Source organism: Actinomadura hibisca NBRC 15177, assembly GCF_001552635.1.
Taxonomy (GTDB): Bacteria; Actinomycetota; Actinomycetes; order Streptosporangiales; family Streptosporangiaceae; genus Spirillospora; species Spirillospora hibisca.
The window spans coordinates 23776-40649 of the sequence record NZ_BCRO01000006.1 but is presented as its reverse complement, the minus strand read 5'-3'; the positions used below and the strand labels follow the sequence as shown (position 1 = coordinate 40649).

The following is a 16874-nucleotide window of genomic DNA, read 5'->3' as shown; positions in this document are numbered from 1 at the left end:
TCGTGTGTGGTGCTCGTGGTGGCGTGGTACGCGCTGCGGTTGCTGGGGCGCTGGTGGGGGCCGGCGGAGGCGGTGGTGGGGCGGGTGTCGCCGTGGACGCGGTGGGCGCACGCGTGGGTGTTGTCGGCGCCGGCGACGTTCGTCTACGTGGCGGTGTTCACGGCGTCGACGCTGGTGCAGTTCTCGGCGCCGCCGAAGTTGATCGAGTTGTTGACGACGTTGCAGAGTTCGAATCTGGCGAATCTGCATCGGGCGCCGTTGCGGGCGTTGCTGGACAGTGCGTTGTGGGTGGCGGACCAGGGTGAGGGGCTGCTGCTTTACGTGTCGGTGTTCGTGTCGGTGGTGGCGTGGGCGGAGCGTCGTTACGGGACGCCGCGGATCGTGGTGGTGGGGCTGGCCGGGCATGTGCTGGGGTCGTTGTTGACGGTGCTGGTGGAGATGCGGGCGTTGGAGTCGGGGCGGGCTCCGGTGCGGTTGGCGGTGACGACGGATGTGGGGGTCAGTTACATCATGGTGGCGGGGTGTGCGGCGGCGGTGTTGTTGATGCGGGGGCGGTGGTTGGTGGCGGGGGTGGTGTTGCTGGGGTTGGGTGTGGTGGGTCCGGTGTTCTGGAGCCGGACGTTGTGGGATCTGGGGCATTTGCTGGCGACGTTGTGCGGGTTGGTGGTGGCGTGGCTGGTGTTGCGGGTGGCGCCGGCGCGGCGGGCGCCGGATCTGCGGCCGTGTTTGCCGGAGCGGGCGGTGCGGCGGGGCGCTGAGGGCGCTGGTTGTGCGGGGTGCGGGAGGGCGTCCGGGGACGTCGGGGGTGCGGGCGGCCGGGGTTAGTCGCGGCGCTGCCCGTCCTATAAGCCTCTGAGCAGGGTCAGGGGAGGCGGGAGAACCAGGCGAGGGAGACGCCGCCCGCGGCGAGGGCGAACAGCAGGGCGATGCCGGTGAAGCGGGCGGCGACGTCGCGGTGTTCGATCTTCCAGCCGAGGGAGCTGCCGATGTTGGCGTAGACCTCGCTGAGCTGGTCGGCGTCGGCGGCCTCGTAGGCCTTGCCCTGGGTGTTGTCGGCCAGGGTGCGCAGGGTCTCCTTGTTGACCGAGACGCTGGTGGTCTCGCCTTCGATGTCGACGGTGCCGTAGGGGGTGCCGAAGGCGATGGTGGAGACGGGGACGTGGGCGGTGCGGGAGGCGTCGATGGCCTCCTGGACCGAGCGGCCGGTGGTGTTGTCGCCGTCGGACAGCAGGACGATGTGGGCGGGCGGGGGGTCCTGGCTGGCCTGGGCGTCGAAGGAGCGGACGGCCTGCAGGGAGGTGAAGACGGCTTCGCCGATGGCGGTGCGTTTGGCGAGGGCGAGCTGGTCGATGGAGGCGATGGCGGCCTGGCGGTCGGTGGAGGGGGCGGCGACGAGGTTGGCGTTGCCGGCGAAGGAGACGACGCCGACGTTGAAGCGGCCGGGCAGGTCGCGGATGAAGGTCTTGGCGGCCTGTTTGGCGGCGGTGAAGCGGTCGGGGGTGACGTCCTTGGCCATCATGGACAGGGAGACGTCGACGGCGACCATGACGGTGGCGCGGTCGCGGGGGATCTTGACGCCGGTGGCGGGGCGGGCGAAGCCGACCATCATGAGGGTGATCATGATGAGGAACAGTCCGGCGGCGACGTGGCGGCGCCAGCCGGGCCGTTTGGGGGCGACCTGGGCGAGCAGGGCGAGGTTGGTGAAGCGCACGGCGTACTGGCGGCGGCGCAGCTGCGTCAGGACGTAGGCGGCGGCGAGCAGCGGGAGCAGGGCCAGCAGCCAGAGGCGTTCGGGTGACAGGAAGGTCATGCGCGGGCTCCCGGGGCGGCGATGGCGCGGCCGGCGGCGCGGCGTTGGCGCAGGGCGAAGCGGGCGACGTCGGCGATCCAGTCGCGGTCGGTGCGCAGGACCAGGTGGTGGGCGCCGCTGCGGCGGAGGGCGGCGCGGGTGTGGTCGCGTTGGGCGGCGGCGGCCGCGGCGTAGCGTTCGCGGACGCGGCGGTTGAGGACGATCTCGTGCACGGTTCCGGTCTCGGGGTCGGTCATCTCGACGAGGCCGACGTCGGGCAGGTCGAGTTCGCGGGGGTCGATGATCTCGACGGCGAGGACCTGGTGGCGGGTGGCCAGGCGGCGCAGGGGGCGTTCCCAGGCGGGGGCGTGGCGGTGGTCGGTGGGGTCGGCGGCGGGGTCGGCGCCGGTCGGGGGGAGGAAGTCGGAGATGACGACGCGCAGGCCGCGGCGGGTCTGGCCGCGGTCGAGGGCGGTGATGGCGGTGGCGAGGTCGCCGGTGGGGGGCGGGGCGGGGTCGCCGCGGCGGCGGGGCGCGGGCTGGGGGGTGGGGGCGTCCAGGACGGCCTGGAGGAGGGCGTAGAGGGCGGCCTTGCCGGTGCGGGCGGGCCAGCGGCGCTGGCGGTCGGGTTGCAGGAGGTGGGCGCCGACGCGGTCGCCGAGGCGGACGGTGAGGAAGCCGACGGCGGCGAGGGCGGCGACGGCGAGTTCGCGTTTGACCATGGTGCCGGTGCCGAAGTCCATGCTGGGGGTGAGGTCGACCAGGGCCCAGGCTTCGAGTTCGTGGTCGGCGACGAGGTCGCGGACGTGGGGGGTGGTGGTGCGGGCGGTGACGGCCCAGTCCATGTGGCGGACGTCGTCCTCGCCGGGCTGGTAGAGGCGGGCTTCGGCGAGTTCGGTGCCGGGGCCGGGCAGGAGGCCGAGGTGTTCGCCGTTGAGGAGGCCGTCCAGGCGGCGGGTGACGGCGAGTTCGAGGCGGCGCAGGGTGCGTTCGGGGGTGAGCTGGGCGAGGCGGTCGTCGCGGCGGTCGCGGGGTGGGGCGGCCGGTGGCGGCGGGGGCGGGGCGAAGGAGGGCGTGCCGGGCATGTGCTGTGCGCCGGGCGCGGTGGGCGTTCCGGGGGCGTGCGGCCAGGCGGCCGGGCCGGTCGTCGCGGCGGAGTCGGCGGCTTTGACGGTGTCGGCGGTGTCGGCGGGCCGGTCCGCGGGCGCGTCGGCGGGCGGCTGGTCGGCCGGGCCGGTGGGGTCGCCGGTGGGGTCGGGGGCGTGGCCGGTCATCCGGTGCTCACCGCGGCGCCGTGGTTCCACACCACCCGGGGCGGGGGGACGGCGGCCAGGATCTGGGCGACGATGTCGCCGGTGTCGACGCCGTCGGCGAGGGCGTCGAAGGTGGGGACGATGCGGTGGGCCATGACGTCGCGGGCGACGGCGCGGACGTCGTCGGGCAGGACGTAGTCGCGGCCCGACAGCAGGGCCAGGGCGCGGGCGGCGGCGACCAGGCCGAGGGTGGCGCGGGGGCTGGCGCCGATCTCGATGACCTGGCGCAGGTCGGGCAGGCGGTACTGCTCGGGTTCGCGGGTGGCCATGACCAGGCGGACGATGTAGTCGGCGACCAGTTCGTGGACCGAGACCTCTTCGGCGGCGCGTTGCAGGGTGATGAGCTGGTCGGCGTCGAGGATCTGGGTGGCGGCGGGCGGGTCGACGCTCATGCGGCGCAGGATCTGGAGTTCCTCGTGGGCGCCGGGGTAGCGGACGTCGATCTTCATGAGGAAGCGGTCGCGCTGGGCCTCGGGCAGGGGGTAGACGCCTTCGGACTCGATGGGGTTCTGGGTGGCCAGGACGATGAAGGGGCGGGGCAGGGGGTAGGTGTTGCCGCCGAGGGAGACCTGGCGTTCGGCCATGACCTCCAGCAGGGCGGACTGGACCTTGGCGGGGGCGCGGTTGATCTCGTCGGCGAGGACGAAGTTGACGAAGACGGGGCCGAGTTCGACGTCGAACTGCTCGGTGGAGGGGTGGTAGATGCGGGTGCCGACGATGTCGGAGGGGACCAGGTCGGGGGTGAACTGGAGGCGGGCGAAGGTGCCGCCGACGACGCGGGCCAGGGTGCCGACGGCGAGGGTCTTGGCGACGCCGGGGACGCCTTCGATGAGGCAGTGGCCGCGGGCGAGCAGGGCGACGACCATGCGTTCGACCATGTGCTCCTGGCCGACGATGACCTTCTTGACCTCGGCCAGGGCGCTCTGGAGCTGGGCCGCGGCCTGGTCGACGTCGGTGGTGGCGATGGTCATCGTGGTGGCGTCCCTTGCTGTTGGCGCGGTCGGGCGTCGGTGGCGGGCCGGTGCCGGTGCCGCCGGGCGCGCGCGGGCGTGTTCCGACCCTACGCGATCACTTGTACCCCGTTGTGCGGGACACCTGCACGGTGGTGGCGGTTGTTAGTCTGGCGGCCATGTCGAGGCCGTTGCCGCCGGGAGATCCCGGACAGTTGGGCCCGTACCGCCTGTCGGCGCGGTTGTCGGAGAGCGCCGCGGGGATCGTCTACCTGGGGGTGGACGGTGCGGGGCGGCGCGCGAGCGTGGCGGTGCTGACGCGCGGGGCGGCGGAGGACGCGGCGGCGCGGGACCGGTTCCGTGCGGCGATCGCGGCGGCGTTGCCGGGCGGGGTGCCCGGTGGTGCGGGGGGTGTGCCGGGGCCGTGGGGGCCCATGGCGGTGCCCGGTCCCGCCGAGGGGGCCGGGGGCGCGCCGGTGGTGGCGGCGCAGCCGGAGGGTCCGGCGCCGTGGGTGGCGACCGCCTACGAGCCCGAGCGGGCGGGGGCCGAGCGGTTCCTGGAGCCGGTGCTGCTGGAGGAGGGGGCGCGGGGCCGGTGGGGCGGGCGGCGGCGGGGGCCGCAGTTCCAGCCGTACTGGCTGGGGTCGGCGGAGCCGGCGCTGGCGCGGCCGCCGGTGGGGACGCAGGTACCGGTGCCCGAGCAGCGGCGCGAGCGGGGCCTGGTGGCGGCGATCTTGACGTTGGCGGCGGTGCTGGTGGTGCTGGCGCTGCTGATGCTGGTGCTGTTCGCCTGCCAGCCGCAGGTGCGGCAGCCGCCGCCTCCCCCGCCGGAGCCGACGCCGTCGTCGTCCTCGCCGTCCCCGTCACCGTCGATGAGCCCGTCGCCGTCCCCCTCGCCCGCGCCGACGACGCCGGGTCCGCCGTCCCCGGCGCCGACCGGTTCGGAGGGCGAGGGCGGCGACGGCGACCCGCTGTGACCGCCCGGCCGCTTTGAGGGCCCGGCGGGAAAGGGCGTTGCGCGGGGCGGGGCGGTGTGGTGAGGATGGCCCATGCTGGAGAGTCTGGTCGCGTTCACCGGCGCGGCGGTGCTGATCGCGCTGGCCCCGGGACCGAGCACCGTGGTGATCATGCGGGAGTCGATGCGGTCGGGCCGCCGCGCGGGCCTGGCCACCACGCTGGGCAACGAGGCCGGGGTGCTGGCGTGGGGGGTGGCGGCGGCGCTGGGGTTGTCGGCGCTGCTGGCGGCCTCGCGGCTGGCCTACGACGGGTTGCGGATCGTGGGCGCGGTGGTGCTGGTGTACTTCGGGGTGCGGGCGTTGTGGCAGGCCCGCCGGGGCGCGCCCGCGGAAGCGCCGGAACCGGTTGCGGCGGGGCCGGTGTCGGGGTGGCGGTGCTTCCGGCTGGGGCTGGTCACCAACTTCGCCAATCCCAAGGCCGGGGTGTTCGCGGTGTCGTTCCTGCCGCAGTTCGTGCCGGAGGGGCGGCCGGTGATGGCGACGCTGCTGCTGCTGTCGGTGGTGTGGGCGCTGATCGACCTGGTCTGGTACACGGTCGTGGTGTGGCTGGTGGACGCGGCCAGGCGGGTGCTGGGACGGCCCGGGGTGCGGCGGCGGCTGGAGCAGGTGTCGGGCGTGGTGCTGGTGGGCCTGGGCGTGCGCCTGGCCGCCGAGACCCGCTGAGCCGACCCCGGGACCGACACCACAGGGAGGGGGCCGCATGAGATGCCCCGCGTGCGGAAGCGACACCGGAACCGGCACCCCGCGGTGCGCGCGCTGCAACGCCCCGCTGCCGGTCCCCGGCTCCGAGCAGACCTCCGCCGACCCGGCCCGTCCCGCCTCCGAGCACATCACCGAGCACATCACCGGGCACATCACCGAGCACGTCACGATCCTGGACCCCCGGGCCGACGCCGCGCTCGCCTCGACCAGCGAGTTCGTCCCGCCGCCCGCCCGTCCCGCCTCCGGCGGCCGGGCCGCCGCCCTGCTGAAGGGACCGGTGGGGTGGGTGGTGGCCGGGGTCCTGGCGCTCGCGCTGGCCGGGGCGCTGACCGTCCTGTGGCCGGGCGGCGGCGCCCCCCGTCCCGCCGGGGACGTCTCCGGCCGCGACATCCCCACCGGCTCCCCGGACGGCGCGGACGCGGCCACCACCCCGGCGTCCGCTTCCCCCAGCGCGCCGGTGACGGTGGGGGAGAGGTTCTGGGTGGACACCTTCCAGGAGGCCGAGGGTTTCGCGCGCCCCGACTCCTCCTCCGGCGTGATCGGCACTCTGGACGCGGGCCGCAACTGGGTGCTGTGCCGCCGCCGGGGGTCGCGCGAGCAGCGCACCGACGCGCGCGGCCGCACCCACCACAACCACTGGTGGCTGCTGACCAGCATCGACCGTTACTACGGCGACGGCGGCCACAACCCCCGCGCGTGGGTGTCGGCGCTGTACCTGACGCGGTGGGGCGACGACGAGGCCAAGGACAACGACGGCCGCGACGTCCCCCAGTGCCCGCCCGGCGACCTGCGCGCCGCCCCCTGACCCTCCCCGCCCCGCCGCTGGGGTGTGATCGGGCGGCCCGGTACGGCCCTAGCCTGGAGGGATGACGACGACGTCCGTGGCCGAGCTGGCCGACCGCTACGTGGACCGGTTCGCGGCGCTGGACCCGTGCATGGCGGCGCTGATGGGCATCGCCGGGCAGGACGCCCGGCTCACCGACTACGGTCCCGACGGCGTGGCCGCCCGCACCGACCTGGCGCGCCGCACCCTGGCCGAGCTGGACGCGCTGCCGGTCACCGGCGACCGCGAGCGCGTCGCCGCCGCCGTGCTGCGCGACCGCCTGGCCACCGACCTGGCCCTGGACGAGGCGCACGCGCGCGAGGCGGTCCTGGACACCACCGACGGGGCCGTGCAGCGCCTGAAGTACGCCTTCGAGCTGCTGGACCAGGGCGAGCGGACCGACTGGGCGTCGCTGCTGGGCCGCCTGCGCGCCCTGCCCGCCACCGTCGCGGGCCTGCGCGTCAGCCTGGACCGCGCCGCCGCGCACGGACGCGTCCCGGCCCGCCGCCAGATCGCCCGCAGCATCGCCGACGCCCGCACCGCCCCCGCCTACCTGACCGCCCTCGCCGCCCGCCACGCCCCGCGCCCCGGCCCCCAGGACGGTCCCGGGCACCGGGAGCTGACCGGCGCCGCCCGCGCCGCCGCCCGCGCCTTCCAGGACCTGGCCGACCACCTGGCCACCGACCTGATGCCCCGGGCGGGCGAGCAGGACGCCGTCGGCGCCGACCGCTACCGGCTGGGCGTGCGCGACAACCTGGGCACCACCGTGGACCTGCACGACACCTACGCCTGGGGCTGGGAGGAGCTGGCCCGCGTCGAGGCCGAGATGGCGCGCGCCGCCGCCCAGATCAGCCCCGGCGCGCCCGTGGCGGCCGTCCGCGACGCCCTGGACCGCGACCCCGCCCACCGCGTCACCGGCGCGGCGGCCTTCCGCGACTGGATCCAGGACCTGGCCGACCAGGCCATCGACGCCCTGGACGGCGTGCACTTCGACATCCCCGCCCCGCTGCGCCGCGTCGACTGCCGCATCCCGCCGGGCGAGGCGGGCATCTACTACCTGGCGCCCGCCGAGGACGGCTCGCGCCCCGGCACGGTGTGGTGGACCGCCGCGCCCGACGCCGACATCGCCACCTGGACGGTGCCGGGCATCCTGTTCCACGAGACCGCGCCCGGCCACCACCTGCAACTGGGCACCACCACCTTCCACCCGGGCCTGAACCGCTTCCAGCGCACCGCCAGCGAGCTGCACCCCGGCCACTGCGAGGGCTGGGGCCTGTACGCCGAGCGGCTGATGGACGAGCTGGGCCACTACCGCGACCCCGCCCACCGGTTCGGGATGCTCGCCGGGGGCCAGCAGTTCCGCGCCGCCCGCGTGGTGCTGGACATCGGCCTGCACCTGCGGCTGCCGATCCCGGCCGGCACCGGCTTCCACGAGGGCGAACGCTGGACGCCCGCGCTGGCCCGCGAGTTCCTGCGCGCCCACACCGGCGGCGAGACCGACGCGTCCCTGGCCTTCGAGGTCGACCGCTACCTGGGCCGTCCCGGCCAGGCCATCGCCTACAAGCTGGGCGAGAAGGTGTGGCTGGAGGCCCGCGAGGCCGCCCGCCGCCGCGACGGCGCCGCCTTCGACCTGAAGGACTTCCACCGCCGCGCCCTGGACCTGGGCCCCATGGGCCTGGACCGCCTGCGCACCGAACTCGCCCGCCCCTGACAACACAGACCACGCAGACCTTTGCAGGGTCTTGCGGGCTTCCGGGGCGGCGCGGCGGGGCGGAACCGCGTCGCAGGTGTCGCGGACCGCGCGGCAGGCCGCGTAGTCGTTGCTGGCGGCCGTGACGTCGCCGGGTCTGACGGTGCGGGACACGGGTCAGGGGCAGCGAGGCCGGACTTGGTGGGGGCGGCGGGCATCGGGACGGGGCGTGCGACGGCGCGCTTTGCGCGTGTTCCTGCGGGAAGAAGCCGTCAATGCCCGGCGTCGTCCGGTTCGGCGGCGAAGGCGGCCGTGACCGCCGCGCCCAGGCGCGCGACGGCGGCGGCGGGACGGCGCGCGAACGAACCCCACCCCAGGAATCCGTGGTCCAGGCCCGCCTCGTCCAGCAGGGTGACCGGCACCCCGGCCCGCCGCAGCCGCTGCGCGTAGTCCAGCCCCTGCGGGCGCAGCCGGTCGTGCTCGGCGACGGCCACCACCGCCGGGGGCAGGCCGGACAGGTCGGGGGCCAGCAGCGGCGACGCCTCCGGCAGGGACGGGTCGGCGCCGCCCAGGTACAGCGCCAGCACCCGCCCCACCCCCGAGGGCCCGAAGTCCAGCCCGTCGGGGTCGGGCGGGTCCGGCGGCACCTCGCGCAGGTCCAGCGCCGGGTACACCAGCACCTGGAGCACGAGTAGCCCGGTGCCGCGCAGCCGCAGCGCGGCCGCGGCGGCGATCTGCCCGCCCGCGCTGTCGCCCGCCACCCCGACCCGCCCGGCGTCCAAGCCCAGTTCCGGCACGCCGCGGGCCAGCGCGGTGACGGCCCGGACCGCGGCGACCGCGTCGTCGACCGCCGCCGGGAACGGGTCCTCCGGGGGACGCCGGTAGTCCACCGACACCGCCGCCACCCCCGACGCCGCCACCAGCGCCCGCACCACCGGGTCGTAGGACTCCACATCGCCCAGCACCCACCCGCCGCCGTGCAGGTACACCAGCACCGGCATCGGACCGGCCCCGCGCGGCCGGTACAGGCGCGCGGGAAGGCCCCCGCCGGGCCCGTCCAGGACCAGGTCGCGCACCCGCTCCACCGGGGGACGGGGCAGCGCGGCCAGGTCGGCGGCGTGTGCGCGGCGCGCCTCGACGACCCCGCGCCGCCCGCCCGCACCGCCCGCACCGCCTGCGGCAGCGTCGGCGGCAGCGTCGGCGGTCCGGGCGGCGGCCTCGGCGGCCAGCCGACGCCGCAGGAACGCCAGATAGTCCGGATCCCGGCCCGTGGCACCGCTCATGGCACTCCCGGAAGGTGGCGGAGAGGCTCGCCAGGCTACGCCACCGCGAACGCGCGCACAGGAGGGCGCCGGTCGGCGGCCGGTCAGGGGCGGGAGGGCAGGTCCAGGCAGTCCAGGGCGAAGGCGGTGACACGGCGGTGCCACAGACCCGGGCGGCGCAGCATCGCATGCCCCTCGCCGGGCACGTCGAGGTAGGTCACCTCGGCGGCCACCGGGCGCGCGCGCTCGGCGTAGGCGCGCGAGGCGCGCGGCGGGGTGGTGCGGTCGTCGGTCCCGTGCATGATCAGGACACGGCGGCCGGCGAGCTGGCCGACGGGCTCGCCGCGCGGCACCCACGGCGCGAGCGCCGCCACGCCCCGCACCTGCCGGTCGCCGGCCACGCGCAGCGCGGTGCGCGCGCCCATGGAGTGGCCGACCAGCACCACCGGGACGCCGGGGCAGGCCTGGTGCAGGCGCTCCAGCGCCCACAGCGCGTCGGGGACGGGGGAGGCCTCCTGGTCGTTCCAGCCGCGGTAGCGGTAGCCCAGGGTCCACACCGCGAGCCCGTGCCGGCGCCCGGCCCGCGCCAGCGACAACGCGAACGGCACCATGCGCAGGGGAGCGGGCTGGCGCGCGTTGGCCGGTTCCAGGCTGTGCTCGCGTCCACCGTGCAGCAGCAGCGCGACCGCGCGGGGAGCGGAGGGTCCGCGCACCGCCAGCCGGGGAACGGGGGAGAGGGGACCGGGAGACGCCTCGCAAGAGACGGCGGGGGTGGGGCCGGGCGGGTTGCTGGAGGTGGCGTCGCGCATGGTCACCCAGCTTGGCATGCGCGGTTCCGGTGCTCCGCGCCCGGTGCCCGACGGATGTCCGATTCACCCCATACCTTACTTTGTCAAGGTGTGGGGTGTTTTGACCACTCCCTCACCACCACTCAAAAAACCATCCTCCGACGACGAGAAGCCGGATTCGCGCAGAGTAATGTTGAGACGTCCCGCCGCCAGATCGATGTCGGCGGGGCCGGTTCCGGGCAGGATCCTGGTGATGCCGTGGTAGGCCAGGCGCGCCGGGCCGCCGAACACCAGCAGGTCGCCCGACTCCAGCTCCATGTCGGTCCAGGGACGCGACCGGCCGCGGGTGTTGCCCAGGCGGAACACCGCGGTGTCGCCCAGGCTCAGCGACACCACCGGCGCGGGGCTGCGCTCGTCGCGGTCCTGGTGCAGGCCCATGGTGGCGGCCGCGTCGTAGAAGTTCACCAGCGCCAGGTCGGGCGCGTAAGGGCGTTCGGTGTCGGCGAGCCCGGTGTCGGCGACGGCGCGGCGGCCCAGGTCGGCCAGCCAGGCGGGCAGCGGCTTGACCGGTTCGCCGTCGACGTGGCGCACGTAGCGGTAGGGCTCCCAGTGCCGGCCCAGGCAGACCGTGCGCACCGACATCGTGCCCCCGCCGGGCAGGCGGGTACGGCGCATTCCCGCCGGTGGACGCGCCCACTGCCGGCAGGCGCGCACCAGGTGGCGCTGCTCGTCGGCGTCGAGCCAGCCCGGCAGCAGCACCACGCCCGGGGCGGGCCGGGCCGGTGGCCGGGGGATCAGTGCCGTCATGGCCTCCAGGCTAGGACGCGACCGCCCCTCCTCGCCCCGGCCGCGTCCACGCGGTCCGCCTGCGGGACGAGCCCTTCGTGCGGCGCGCCGCGCGCTGTGCTCGGCGTCGGGGCGGCGGAAAAACGCGTTGCGCGTCGCGACGGGCTTCGGGCACGGTGGACACATCGCCGCACACCGGCGGAGGCGGGAAGCCCCGCGCGCCGGACGACCGGGAGAGGAGACGGGCATGAGCAGCCGACGCCACGATCGCGCGTGTCGCCGATGTGTCCGGGCCCGGGTCGTACGACGGCGCGTGCACTGACCTGACCGTTCCTTTCCGGCAGGTCCGCTCGGCACCGCTCCCGGCCCCGTGCCTGTTTCCGGGGCACCGGTGCGGTGGTCTGCGCGCAGGCCGGTAGCTCAGTGGTAGAGCGCCCTGCTCACACCGGGGTGGTCGGCGGTTCGAGCCCGTCCCGGTCTACCAGCCCCCCTTCCGTTCCCCCCCTTTTTCTGGCGCCGTGGCCGAGTGGTCCAGGCAGCGGACTGCAAATCCGTGTACGCGGGTTCGAATCCCGCCGGCGCCTCGTGTCCGCCTCCCCGTGGTCCAACGGACAGGGCACCGGCCTCCGAAGCCGGAGACGCAGGTTCGATTCCTGCCGGGGAGACCGGGGACGGTCGCCGGTGATGTTTGCCGGGGTCCCGCCGGGTAGTCCGATGACCAGAGAAAAGCGACTCACCGGGCAAAGCACCATAAGGAGACCGTCCCATGCAGACCCCCTCGGTTCCCGGGAAGGGACCCGACCAGCTCAAGCAGGGCGCCGGGCAGATGAAGCAGGGCGCCGACCAGATGAAGGACCACGCCGGCCAGGTCGGCCAGGGCGCGGGCCAGGCCGCCCGCGGCACCGGGCAGGCGGTCGGGGACACCGCCCAGAAGGGCGCCCGGGGCGTGCAGGGCGGGGTGCAGAAGACCGCCGGGACCGTGGCGGCGGTGCCGCGCCAGGTGGTGCGGCTGACCAAGCTGATGTCGCTGCAGAAGTTCCTGCGCGCCGCGCCCGCCGTCGCGGCCGCCGGGGTGGCGGTGGTGGTGGGGCGCCGCGTGCTGAAGAAGCGCTGAGACCTCCCGCCGCGCGACGCGGCCGGACCCGCGGGCGACCGCCGGGTCCGGCCGCGTCGTCGTTGCCGCGGTCGTTCGCCGCCGCTCGGCCGTGCGGGCGCGCGGTCATGGGGGCGCACGGCCGCAGGGGCGCACGGTCGCGGGGCGTGACGGCGCGGTGATCCCACGATGATCTCGACGGACTGATGCCGAATGCCCCGTTTAGGGAGATCGGGGCGGGTAGGTGAGGGGCTGAACGCCGATGCCCCCTGACCAAGGAGTGGATGACATGACTGGGCCGATAGCCCAGCAGACCTCGGGCAGCAACTACGTGCAGCGCGGCGGGTCCGGTGGCGGACTGGCCGACGTGGTCGACCTGATCCTGGAAAAGGGACTGGTCATCGACCTGTACGCCCGGGTCGCGCTGGTGGGGATCGAGATCCTCACGATCGACGTGCGCATCGTGGTCGCCAGTGTGGACACCTACCTGCGGTTCGCCGAGGCCGTCAACCGCCTCGACCTCGCCAACAACGGCGCCTCCCAGGGCCTTCCCCAGTTCCTGGGCGGCGCGCAGGAGTCGGGCGCCAAGAAGAAGACGCGCGGCGCGCTGGAAGGCGCGCAGGAGCGCCTGAAGGAGACCTTCGGCTCCTCCGACGAGGATGAGGACGAGGACGAGGGCAAGGAGAAGCAGCCGTCCCGGCGCAGCCGTTCCAAGAAGGAGGACGACGAGTAATGACGGCCCCCCAGACCCCCGAGGCGCCGCAGCCGGGCGCCGACCCGCAGGGCGCCCCCGCCCCCGCGGCCGGGGACCGGCAGGTCCCCCAGTACGTGTACGGGGTGACCGTCGCCGACGCCGCGCCGCCGGCGCAGGCGACCGGCCTGGACGGCAACCCCGTCAGCCTGGTGGCGCACGGCCCGGTCGCGGCGGTGGTCAGCGACCTGCCGCAGGGCCGCCCGCTGGGCGAGCGCGCCGACCTGCTGGCCCACCAGGGCGTGCTGGAGGCGCTGATCTCCGAGGGCACCGCGGTGCTGCCGTTCCGGTTCGGCGCCGCGCTCACCAGCGCCGACGCCGTCCGCCAGGAACTGCTGGAGCCCAACGGCGAGCGGCTGGCCGAGGTGCTGCGCGCCCTGGACGGCAAGGTGGAGCTGCGCCTGAAGGGCACCTACGTGCAGGAGAACGTGCTGCGCGAGGTCATGGCCGACGACCCCGAGATCGCCTCGCTGAACGAACGCCTGCGCAGCATCCCCGCCGACGCCGCCGACGCCGCCTACTACGACCGCGTCCGGCTGGGCGAGCTGATCGCGCGGGCGCTGGAGCAGCGCCGCGACCAGGACGGGCAGGCGCTGCTGGAGTCGCTGGCGCCGCTGGCCGAGCACGTGGTGGCGCGCACCCCGATGCGCGAGGAGGACGTCGTGGACGCCTCCTTCCTGGTCGACCACGAACGCCGCGAGGAGTTCGAGCAGGCCGTGGAGAAGCACGCCGCCGACCGCGCCGAGCGCGTGCGGCTGCGCCTGATCGGGCCGCTGCCGCCCTACGACTTCGTACCGGAGACGTGATGGGGCTGTTCAGCGGGCTGGTCACCCTGCCGCTGGCGCCGGTGCGCGGGGTGGTGTGGCTGGCCGAGGTGCTCCAGGAGCAGGCCGAGGCCCAGCTGTACGACCCCGGCCGCATCGCCGCCGAGATGCAGCAGATCGCCGACGAGGTCGCGGCGGGGGAGATCACCGAGGAGGAGGCGGCCGAGCGGGAGGAAGCGCTGATCGCGCGCCTGAACGCCGGCCGCGCCCAGCAGCGGCCCGCCGGGTACGACCCCGGCTACGGGCCGCCCCCCGGTGAACCGCCCGCCGAACCGGCCCAGCCGGCGCAGACCGTGCAGAGCGTGCAGGTCGCGCCGGCCGAGCCCGCCGAGGTGCCGCAGCCGGCGCCCGGACCGACCACACCGGGAACGACACCCGAGACGACACCAGAGACGACAGCGCGGCGGCCCACCGGGCCGCCGCCCGACCCCCCGACCGACACACCGGGGCCGCAGGGAGGCTAACGATGCTCACCGCGTCCGACGCCGCCAAACGCGCCGTCCACCACGTCACCGAGATGACCGGCAAGGAAGCCCAGAGCGTCATCGGGGTCGAACGCACCGACGACGGGTGGCGCATCACCGTGGAGGTGGTGGAGACCCGCCGCATCCCCGACTCCGCCGACATCCTCGCCGTCTACCAGACCGAGGTCGACGGCGAGGGGGAGCTGGTGTCCTACCGGCGTACCCAGCGCTACCCGCGCGGGCGAGTGGAGAGAGGCTGACAGCTTTGACCGATATCTCCTGGGCCGGGGGACGCAATCCGGCACGCCAGATGGCCGGCCCGCCCCAGGGCGGCGGCGGCGCGAACCTGGCCGACCTGCTGGAGCGCATCCTCGACAAGGGCATCGTCATCGTCGGGGACATCCGGGTGAACCTGCTGGACATCGAACTGCTCACCATCAAGCTGCGGCTGCTGGTGGCGTCGGTGGACCGCGCCAAGGAGATGGGCATCGACTGGTGGGAGCACGACCCGTCCCTGTCGTCGGGCGCGCGCGCCAAGCAGCAGGCGCTCGACGACGAGGAGAACGGGACGGCCGCGCTGCGGGAGGAGAACCGCCTGCTGCGCGAACGCCTGGCCGCCCTGGAGTCCCGCGTCCTGGAAAGCGGCGACGACACCGCCGACGGAGCCGCTGATGACGACGAGGCCGACAACAAGGCCGGCAGCGCGCCCGCCGCCAAGCGCACCACCACCAGGCGCAGTACCGCCGCCAAGCGCGGCACCGGCGGCACGAGCACGAGCAAGAAGAGGAGCACCGGTGACTGACCTTCCCGTCGGCGCTCACGGCGACGCTCACAGCGATGCCGCCGCGCCCGCCGCGCCCCGCCCGCCCCAGGGCGGGTCCCAGGGCGAGGCGGTCTACCTGTACGGGGTGGCGCGCGGCCTGGACCCCGCGGCGCTGGACCAGGTGACCGGCGTGGGCGGCGCGCCGGTCCGCCCGATCACCGCCGGCGACCTGACCGCCCTGGTCAGCACCGTGGAACTGGCCCACTACGGCGAGCAGGCCCTGCGCGCCAACCTGGAGGACCTGGAGTTCCTGGAGGCCACCGCCCGCGCCCACCACGACGTCGTCGACCGCGCCGCGCACGCCGCCGCGACCGCACCGGTGCGCATCGCCACCATCTACCGCGACGACCAGCGCGTGGAAGAGATCCTCACCCGCCAGCGCGAGCAGTTCACGCGGGTGCTGGACCGGGTCGCGGGCCGCTCGGAGTGGGGCGTGAAGGTCCACGCCCACCCCGAGGCGTACGAGGCCGCCCCCGACCCCGCCGCCCCCGACGGCGGGGAGCAGCGGGCGGGCGGCGGCGCGGGCACCGCCTACCTGCACCGCCGCCAGCAGCAGCGCCGCCAGCACCAGAACGCCGCCCGCCACATCGCCGAGCAGGCCCAGGCCATCCACGCCGAACTGGCCGACCACGCCGTCGCCACCCGCCAGCACCCGCCGCAGGACCCGCGCCTGTCGGGGCACCAGGGCACCCAGATCCTCAACGTCGCCTACCTGCTGGACGACGAGCAGGCCGACGGGTTCGCCGCGGTCGCGCACACGATCGGCGAGCGCCTGCCCGGCATCACGGTGGAGGTCACCGGCCCCTGGCCGCCCTACTCCTTCATCGACACCGCCGAGACCACCCCCGCGGACGCCTGATGCCCGTCGACCTGGACATCGGCGAGCCCCGTTCCACCGAGCGGGTCGCGCTGGTGGACCTGCTGGACCGGCTGCTGGCCGGCGGTGTCGTCATCACCGGCGACCTGGTCATCTCCATCGCCGAGGTGGACCTGGTGCACGTGTCGCTGCGCGCGCTCATCACCACCGTCCGCGACGAGTTCCTGGGAGAGGAGACCGGCCCGTGACCCACCCCGCCGACAGGCACCCCACCCCCGGCACCGGCCGGGAGGAACTGCGCCGCCGCGCCGCCGCACGCGACCGCGAACCGGTCTCGGGCGAGGTCACCGTCAGCGACGCCGACCTCGGCCACGGCTTCACCGACGACCTGCTGGGCGGCCGCCGCCCCGCCCCCGGACCGGCGACCAGCTCGGTCGCCGCCGGCCTCGCCGACGCCCTCGGTGAGGCGGTCTCAGCCGCCGAGCCCCTGCAGGCCCGCGCGGTGCGCTCCACCGCCAACGCCTCCAGCGGCGTCATGCAACGCCTGCGCTCCGACCCCGAGACCGTCGAACGCGACCTGGTCAAACTGGTGCTGACGGTCGTCGAACTGATCCGCCAGCTCATGGAACGCCAAGCCCTGCGCCGCGTGGAGGACGGCAGCCTCACCGACGAGCAGGTCGAACGCCTCGGCCTGGCGCTCATGCGGCTGGAGGAGGCCATGGAACGCCTGAAGGACCACTTCGACCTGGACGACTCCGACCTCAACCTGGACCTAGGCCCCCTCGGCCCGCTCCTGCCCGAATGACCGACCGGCCCCCTCGGCTGCCTCGGCTCCTTCGGCGCAGATCCAGCCGCAGATCCAGCCGCTGAAAGCCCCAGAAGCCCCGGCCTGAAACCCCCCTTGCTCACGGCTCCGCTCACAGCCCCGCCGCACAGACCTCGGCGCCCGCGCGATTCCTCCGTTCGCGCGGGCGCCGTCCTGT

General features: G+C 75.2%; 20 protein-coding genes and 3 tRNA genes. 17 read left to right on the top strand and 6 right to left on the bottom strand.

Annotated features, from left to right (window positions below):
• Window positions 1-6 precede the first annotated feature (6 nt).
• Window positions 7-825 carry a rhomboid-like protein gene (locus AH6_RS02475; protein WP_174555066.1) on the top strand — a complete coding sequence of 273 codons (819 nt, stop codon included), beginning with the start codon at window positions 7-9 and terminating at the stop codon, window positions 823-825.
• Window positions 826-862: 37 nt separating this feature from the next.
• Here the strand turns inward: AH6_RS02475 and AH6_RS02470 are convergent, their stop codons facing one another.
• The 3 genes from AH6_RS02470 to AH6_RS02460 form a co-directional block, all read right to left on the bottom strand.
• A complete protein-coding gene (locus AH6_RS02470; protein ID WP_067472744.1) occupies window positions 863-1810 on the bottom strand; it encodes a VWA domain-containing protein in 948 nt (315 codons plus the stop codon).
• On the bottom strand, window positions 1807-2874 hold the full coding sequence (locus AH6_RS02465) for a DUF58 domain-containing protein (protein WP_157431219.1): 1068 nt from the start codon (window positions 2872-2874) through the stop codon (window positions 1807-1809). The genes AH6_RS02470 and AH6_RS02465 overlap by 4 nt, the downstream gene beginning before the upstream one ends.
• Window positions 2875-3059: 185 nt before the next feature.
• The gene (locus AH6_RS02460; RefSeq protein ID WP_067472741.1) at window positions 3060-4073 is read right to left on the bottom strand and encodes an AAA family ATPase; all 1014 of its coding nucleotides are present in this window, start codon (window positions 4071-4073) and stop codon (window positions 3060-3062) included.
• A gap of 158 nt (window positions 4074-4231) precedes the next feature.
• Between AH6_RS02460 and AH6_RS02455 the strand changes: the two genes are divergently transcribed.
• The 4 genes from AH6_RS02455 (at window position 4232) to AH6_RS02440 (ending at window position 8304) form a co-directional block, all read left to right on the top strand.
• Complete coding sequence (locus tag AH6_RS02455) at window positions 4232-5029, top strand: hypothetical protein (protein ID WP_067472739.1); 798 nt, start codon at window positions 4232-4234, stop codon at window positions 5027-5029.
• A 72-nt stretch (window positions 5030-5101) separates the two neighbouring features.
• Entirely contained in the window at window positions 5102-5731 is a 630-nt protein-coding gene (locus tag AH6_RS02450; protein WP_067472733.1) for a LysE family translocator, read from the top strand.
• A 37-nt stretch (window positions 5732-5768) separates the two neighbouring features.
• Entirely contained in the window at window positions 5769-6575 is an 807-nt protein-coding gene (locus tag AH6_RS02445) for a hypothetical protein (protein ID WP_067472723.1), read from the top strand.
• A gap of 61 nt (window positions 6576-6636) precedes the next feature.
• Window positions 6637-8304, top strand: coding sequence for a DUF885 domain-containing protein (locus AH6_RS02440; RefSeq protein ID WP_067472717.1), 1668 nt, complete (start codon window positions 6637-6639; stop codon window positions 8302-8304).
• Between the two features lie 251 nt (window positions 8305-8555).
• On the opposite strand, the gene AH6_RS02435 is transcribed toward AH6_RS02440, so the two are convergent.
• The 3 genes from AH6_RS02435 to AH6_RS02425 all read right to left on the bottom strand — a co-directional run bounded on the left by AH6_RS02435 (window position 8556) and on the right by AH6_RS02425 (window position 11140).
• Complete coding sequence (locus tag AH6_RS02435) at window positions 8556-9566, bottom strand: alpha/beta hydrolase (RefSeq protein WP_067472711.1); 1011 nt, start codon at window positions 9564-9566, stop codon at window positions 8556-8558.
• Between the two features lie 83 nt (window positions 9567-9649).
• Window positions 9650-10372 carry an alpha/beta hydrolase gene (locus AH6_RS02430; RefSeq protein ID WP_245679143.1) on the bottom strand — a complete coding sequence of 241 codons (723 nt, stop codon included), beginning with the start codon at window positions 10370-10372 and terminating at the stop codon, window positions 9650-9652.
• Between the two features lie 57 nt (window positions 10373-10429).
• The gene (locus tag AH6_RS02425; RefSeq protein ID WP_067472707.1) at window positions 10430-11140 is read right to left on the bottom strand and encodes an alpha-ketoglutarate-dependent dioxygenase AlkB family protein; all 711 of its coding nucleotides are present in this window, start codon (window positions 11138-11140) and stop codon (window positions 10430-10432) included.
• Window positions 11141-11528: 388 nt separating this feature from the next.
• On the opposite strand from AH6_RS02425, the gene AH6_RS02420 reads away from it, so the two are divergent.
• The 12 genes from AH6_RS02420 to AH6_RS45640 all read left to right on the top strand — a co-directional run bounded on the left by AH6_RS02420 (window position 11529) and on the right by AH6_RS45640 (window position 16696).
• Window positions 11529-11603: transfer RNA gene (locus tag AH6_RS02420), tRNA-Val, on the top strand.
• Window positions 11604-11631: 28 nt separating this feature from the next.
• A tRNA-Cys gene (locus tag AH6_RS02415) sits at window positions 11632-11703 on the top strand.
• Between the two features lie 9 nt (window positions 11704-11712).
• A tRNA-Arg gene (locus tag AH6_RS02410) sits at window positions 11713-11784 on the top strand.
• A gap of 101 nt (window positions 11785-11885) precedes the next feature.
• Window positions 11886-12233 carry a hypothetical protein gene (locus AH6_RS02405; RefSeq protein WP_067472703.1) on the top strand — a complete coding sequence of 116 codons (348 nt, stop codon included), beginning with the start codon at window positions 11886-11888 and terminating at the stop codon, window positions 12231-12233.
• A gap of 268 nt (window positions 12234-12501) precedes the next feature.
• On the top strand, window positions 12502-12945 hold the full coding sequence (gvpJ, locus tag AH6_RS02400; protein WP_067472699.1) for a gas vesicle protein GvpJ: 444 nt from the start codon (window positions 12502-12504) through the stop codon (window positions 12943-12945).
• Entirely contained in the window at window positions 12945-13769 is an 825-nt protein-coding gene (locus tag AH6_RS02395; protein WP_083982147.1) for a GvpL/GvpF family gas vesicle protein, read from the top strand. Before gvpJ ends, AH6_RS02395 begins: the two co-directional genes overlap by 1 nt.
• Entirely contained in the window at window positions 13769-14251 is a 483-nt protein-coding gene (locus AH6_RS02390) for a gas vesicle protein GvpG (protein WP_067472696.1), read from the top strand. The genes AH6_RS02395 and AH6_RS02390 overlap by 1 nt, the downstream gene beginning before the upstream one ends.
• A gap of 2 nt (window positions 14252-14253) precedes the next feature.
• A complete protein-coding gene (locus AH6_RS02385) occupies window positions 14254-14511 on the top strand; it encodes a gas vesicle protein GvpO (RefSeq protein ID WP_067472688.1) in 258 nt (85 codons plus the stop codon).
• Window positions 14512-14516: 5 nt separating this feature from the next.
• Entirely contained in the window at window positions 14517-15053 is a 537-nt protein-coding gene (locus AH6_RS45190; RefSeq protein WP_373861722.1) for a gas vesicle protein, read from the top strand.
• Complete coding sequence (locus AH6_RS02375) at window positions 15046-15933, top strand: GvpL/GvpF family gas vesicle protein (protein WP_083982146.1); 888 nt, start codon at window positions 15046-15048, stop codon at window positions 15931-15933. Before AH6_RS45190 ends, AH6_RS02375 begins: the two co-directional genes overlap by 8 nt.
• Complete coding sequence (locus AH6_RS02370) at window positions 15933-16139, top strand: gas vesicle protein (protein ID WP_067472670.1); 207 nt, start codon at window positions 15933-15935, stop codon at window positions 16137-16139. Before AH6_RS02375 ends, AH6_RS02370 begins: the two co-directional genes overlap by 1 nt.
• The gene (locus AH6_RS45640) at window positions 16136-16696 is read left to right on the top strand and encodes a gas vesicle protein K (RefSeq protein ID WP_245679142.1); all 561 of its coding nucleotides are present in this window, start codon (window positions 16136-16138) and stop codon (window positions 16694-16696) included. Before AH6_RS02370 ends, AH6_RS45640 begins: the two co-directional genes overlap by 4 nt.
• Window positions 16697-16874 lie beyond the last annotated feature (178 nt).

What these genes read in the sequence shown, in the direction of transcription:
- AH6_RS02470 (WP_067472744.1), bottom strand. Translation starts at nt 1,810, where the DNA reads ATGACCTTCCTGTCACCCGAACGCCTCTGGCTGCTGGCCCTGCTCCCG.
- AH6_RS02465 (WP_157431219.1), bottom strand. Translation starts at nt 2,874, where the DNA reads ATGCCCGGCACGCCCTCCTTCGCCCCGCCCCCGCCGCCACCGGCCGCC.
- AH6_RS02460 (WP_067472741.1), bottom strand. Translation starts at nt 4,073, where the DNA reads ATGACCATCGCCACCACCGACGTCGACCAGGCCGCGGCCCAGCTCCAG.
- AH6_RS02455 (WP_067472739.1), top strand. Translation starts at nt 4,232, where the DNA reads ATGTCGAGGCCGTTGCCGCCGGGAGATCCCGGACAGTTGGGCCCGTAC.
- AH6_RS02450 (WP_067472733.1), top strand. Translation starts at nt 5,102, where the DNA reads ATGCTGGAGAGTCTGGTCGCGTTCACCGGCGCGGCGGTGCTGATCGCG.
- AH6_RS02445 (WP_067472723.1), top strand. Translation starts at nt 5,769, where the DNA reads ATGAGATGCCCCGCGTGCGGAAGCGACACCGGAACCGGCACCCCGCGG.
- AH6_RS02440 (WP_067472717.1), top strand. Translation starts at nt 6,637, where the DNA reads ATGACGACGACGTCCGTGGCCGAGCTGGCCGACCGCTACGTGGACCGG.
- AH6_RS02435 (WP_067472711.1), bottom strand. Translation starts at nt 9,566, where the DNA reads ATGAGCGGTGCCACGGGCCGGGATCCGGACTATCTGGCGTTCCTGCGG.
- AH6_RS02430 (WP_245679143.1), bottom strand. Translation starts at nt 10,372, where the DNA reads ATGCCAAGCTGGGTGACCATGCGCGACGCCACCTCCAGCAACCCGCCC.
- AH6_RS02425 (WP_067472707.1), bottom strand. Translation starts at nt 11,140, where the DNA reads ATGACGGCACTGATCCCCCGGCCACCGGCCCGGCCCGCCCCGGGCGTG.
- AH6_RS02405 (WP_067472703.1), top strand. Translation starts at nt 11,886, where the DNA reads ATGCAGACCCCCTCGGTTCCCGGGAAGGGACCCGACCAGCTCAAGCAG.
- gvpJ (WP_067472699.1), top strand. Translation starts at nt 12,502, where the DNA reads ATGACTGGGCCGATAGCCCAGCAGACCTCGGGCAGCAACTACGTGCAG.
- AH6_RS02395 (WP_083982147.1), top strand. Translation starts at nt 12,945, where the DNA reads ATGACGGCCCCCCAGACCCCCGAGGCGCCGCAGCCGGGCGCCGACCCG.
- AH6_RS02390 (WP_067472696.1), top strand. Translation starts at nt 13,769, where the DNA reads ATGGGGCTGTTCAGCGGGCTGGTCACCCTGCCGCTGGCGCCGGTGCGC.
- AH6_RS02385 (WP_067472688.1), top strand. Translation starts at nt 14,254, where the DNA reads ATGCTCACCGCGTCCGACGCCGCCAAACGCGCCGTCCACCACGTCACC.
- AH6_RS02370 (WP_067472670.1), top strand. Translation starts at nt 15,933, where the DNA reads ATGCCCGTCGACCTGGACATCGGCGAGCCCCGTTCCACCGAGCGGGTC.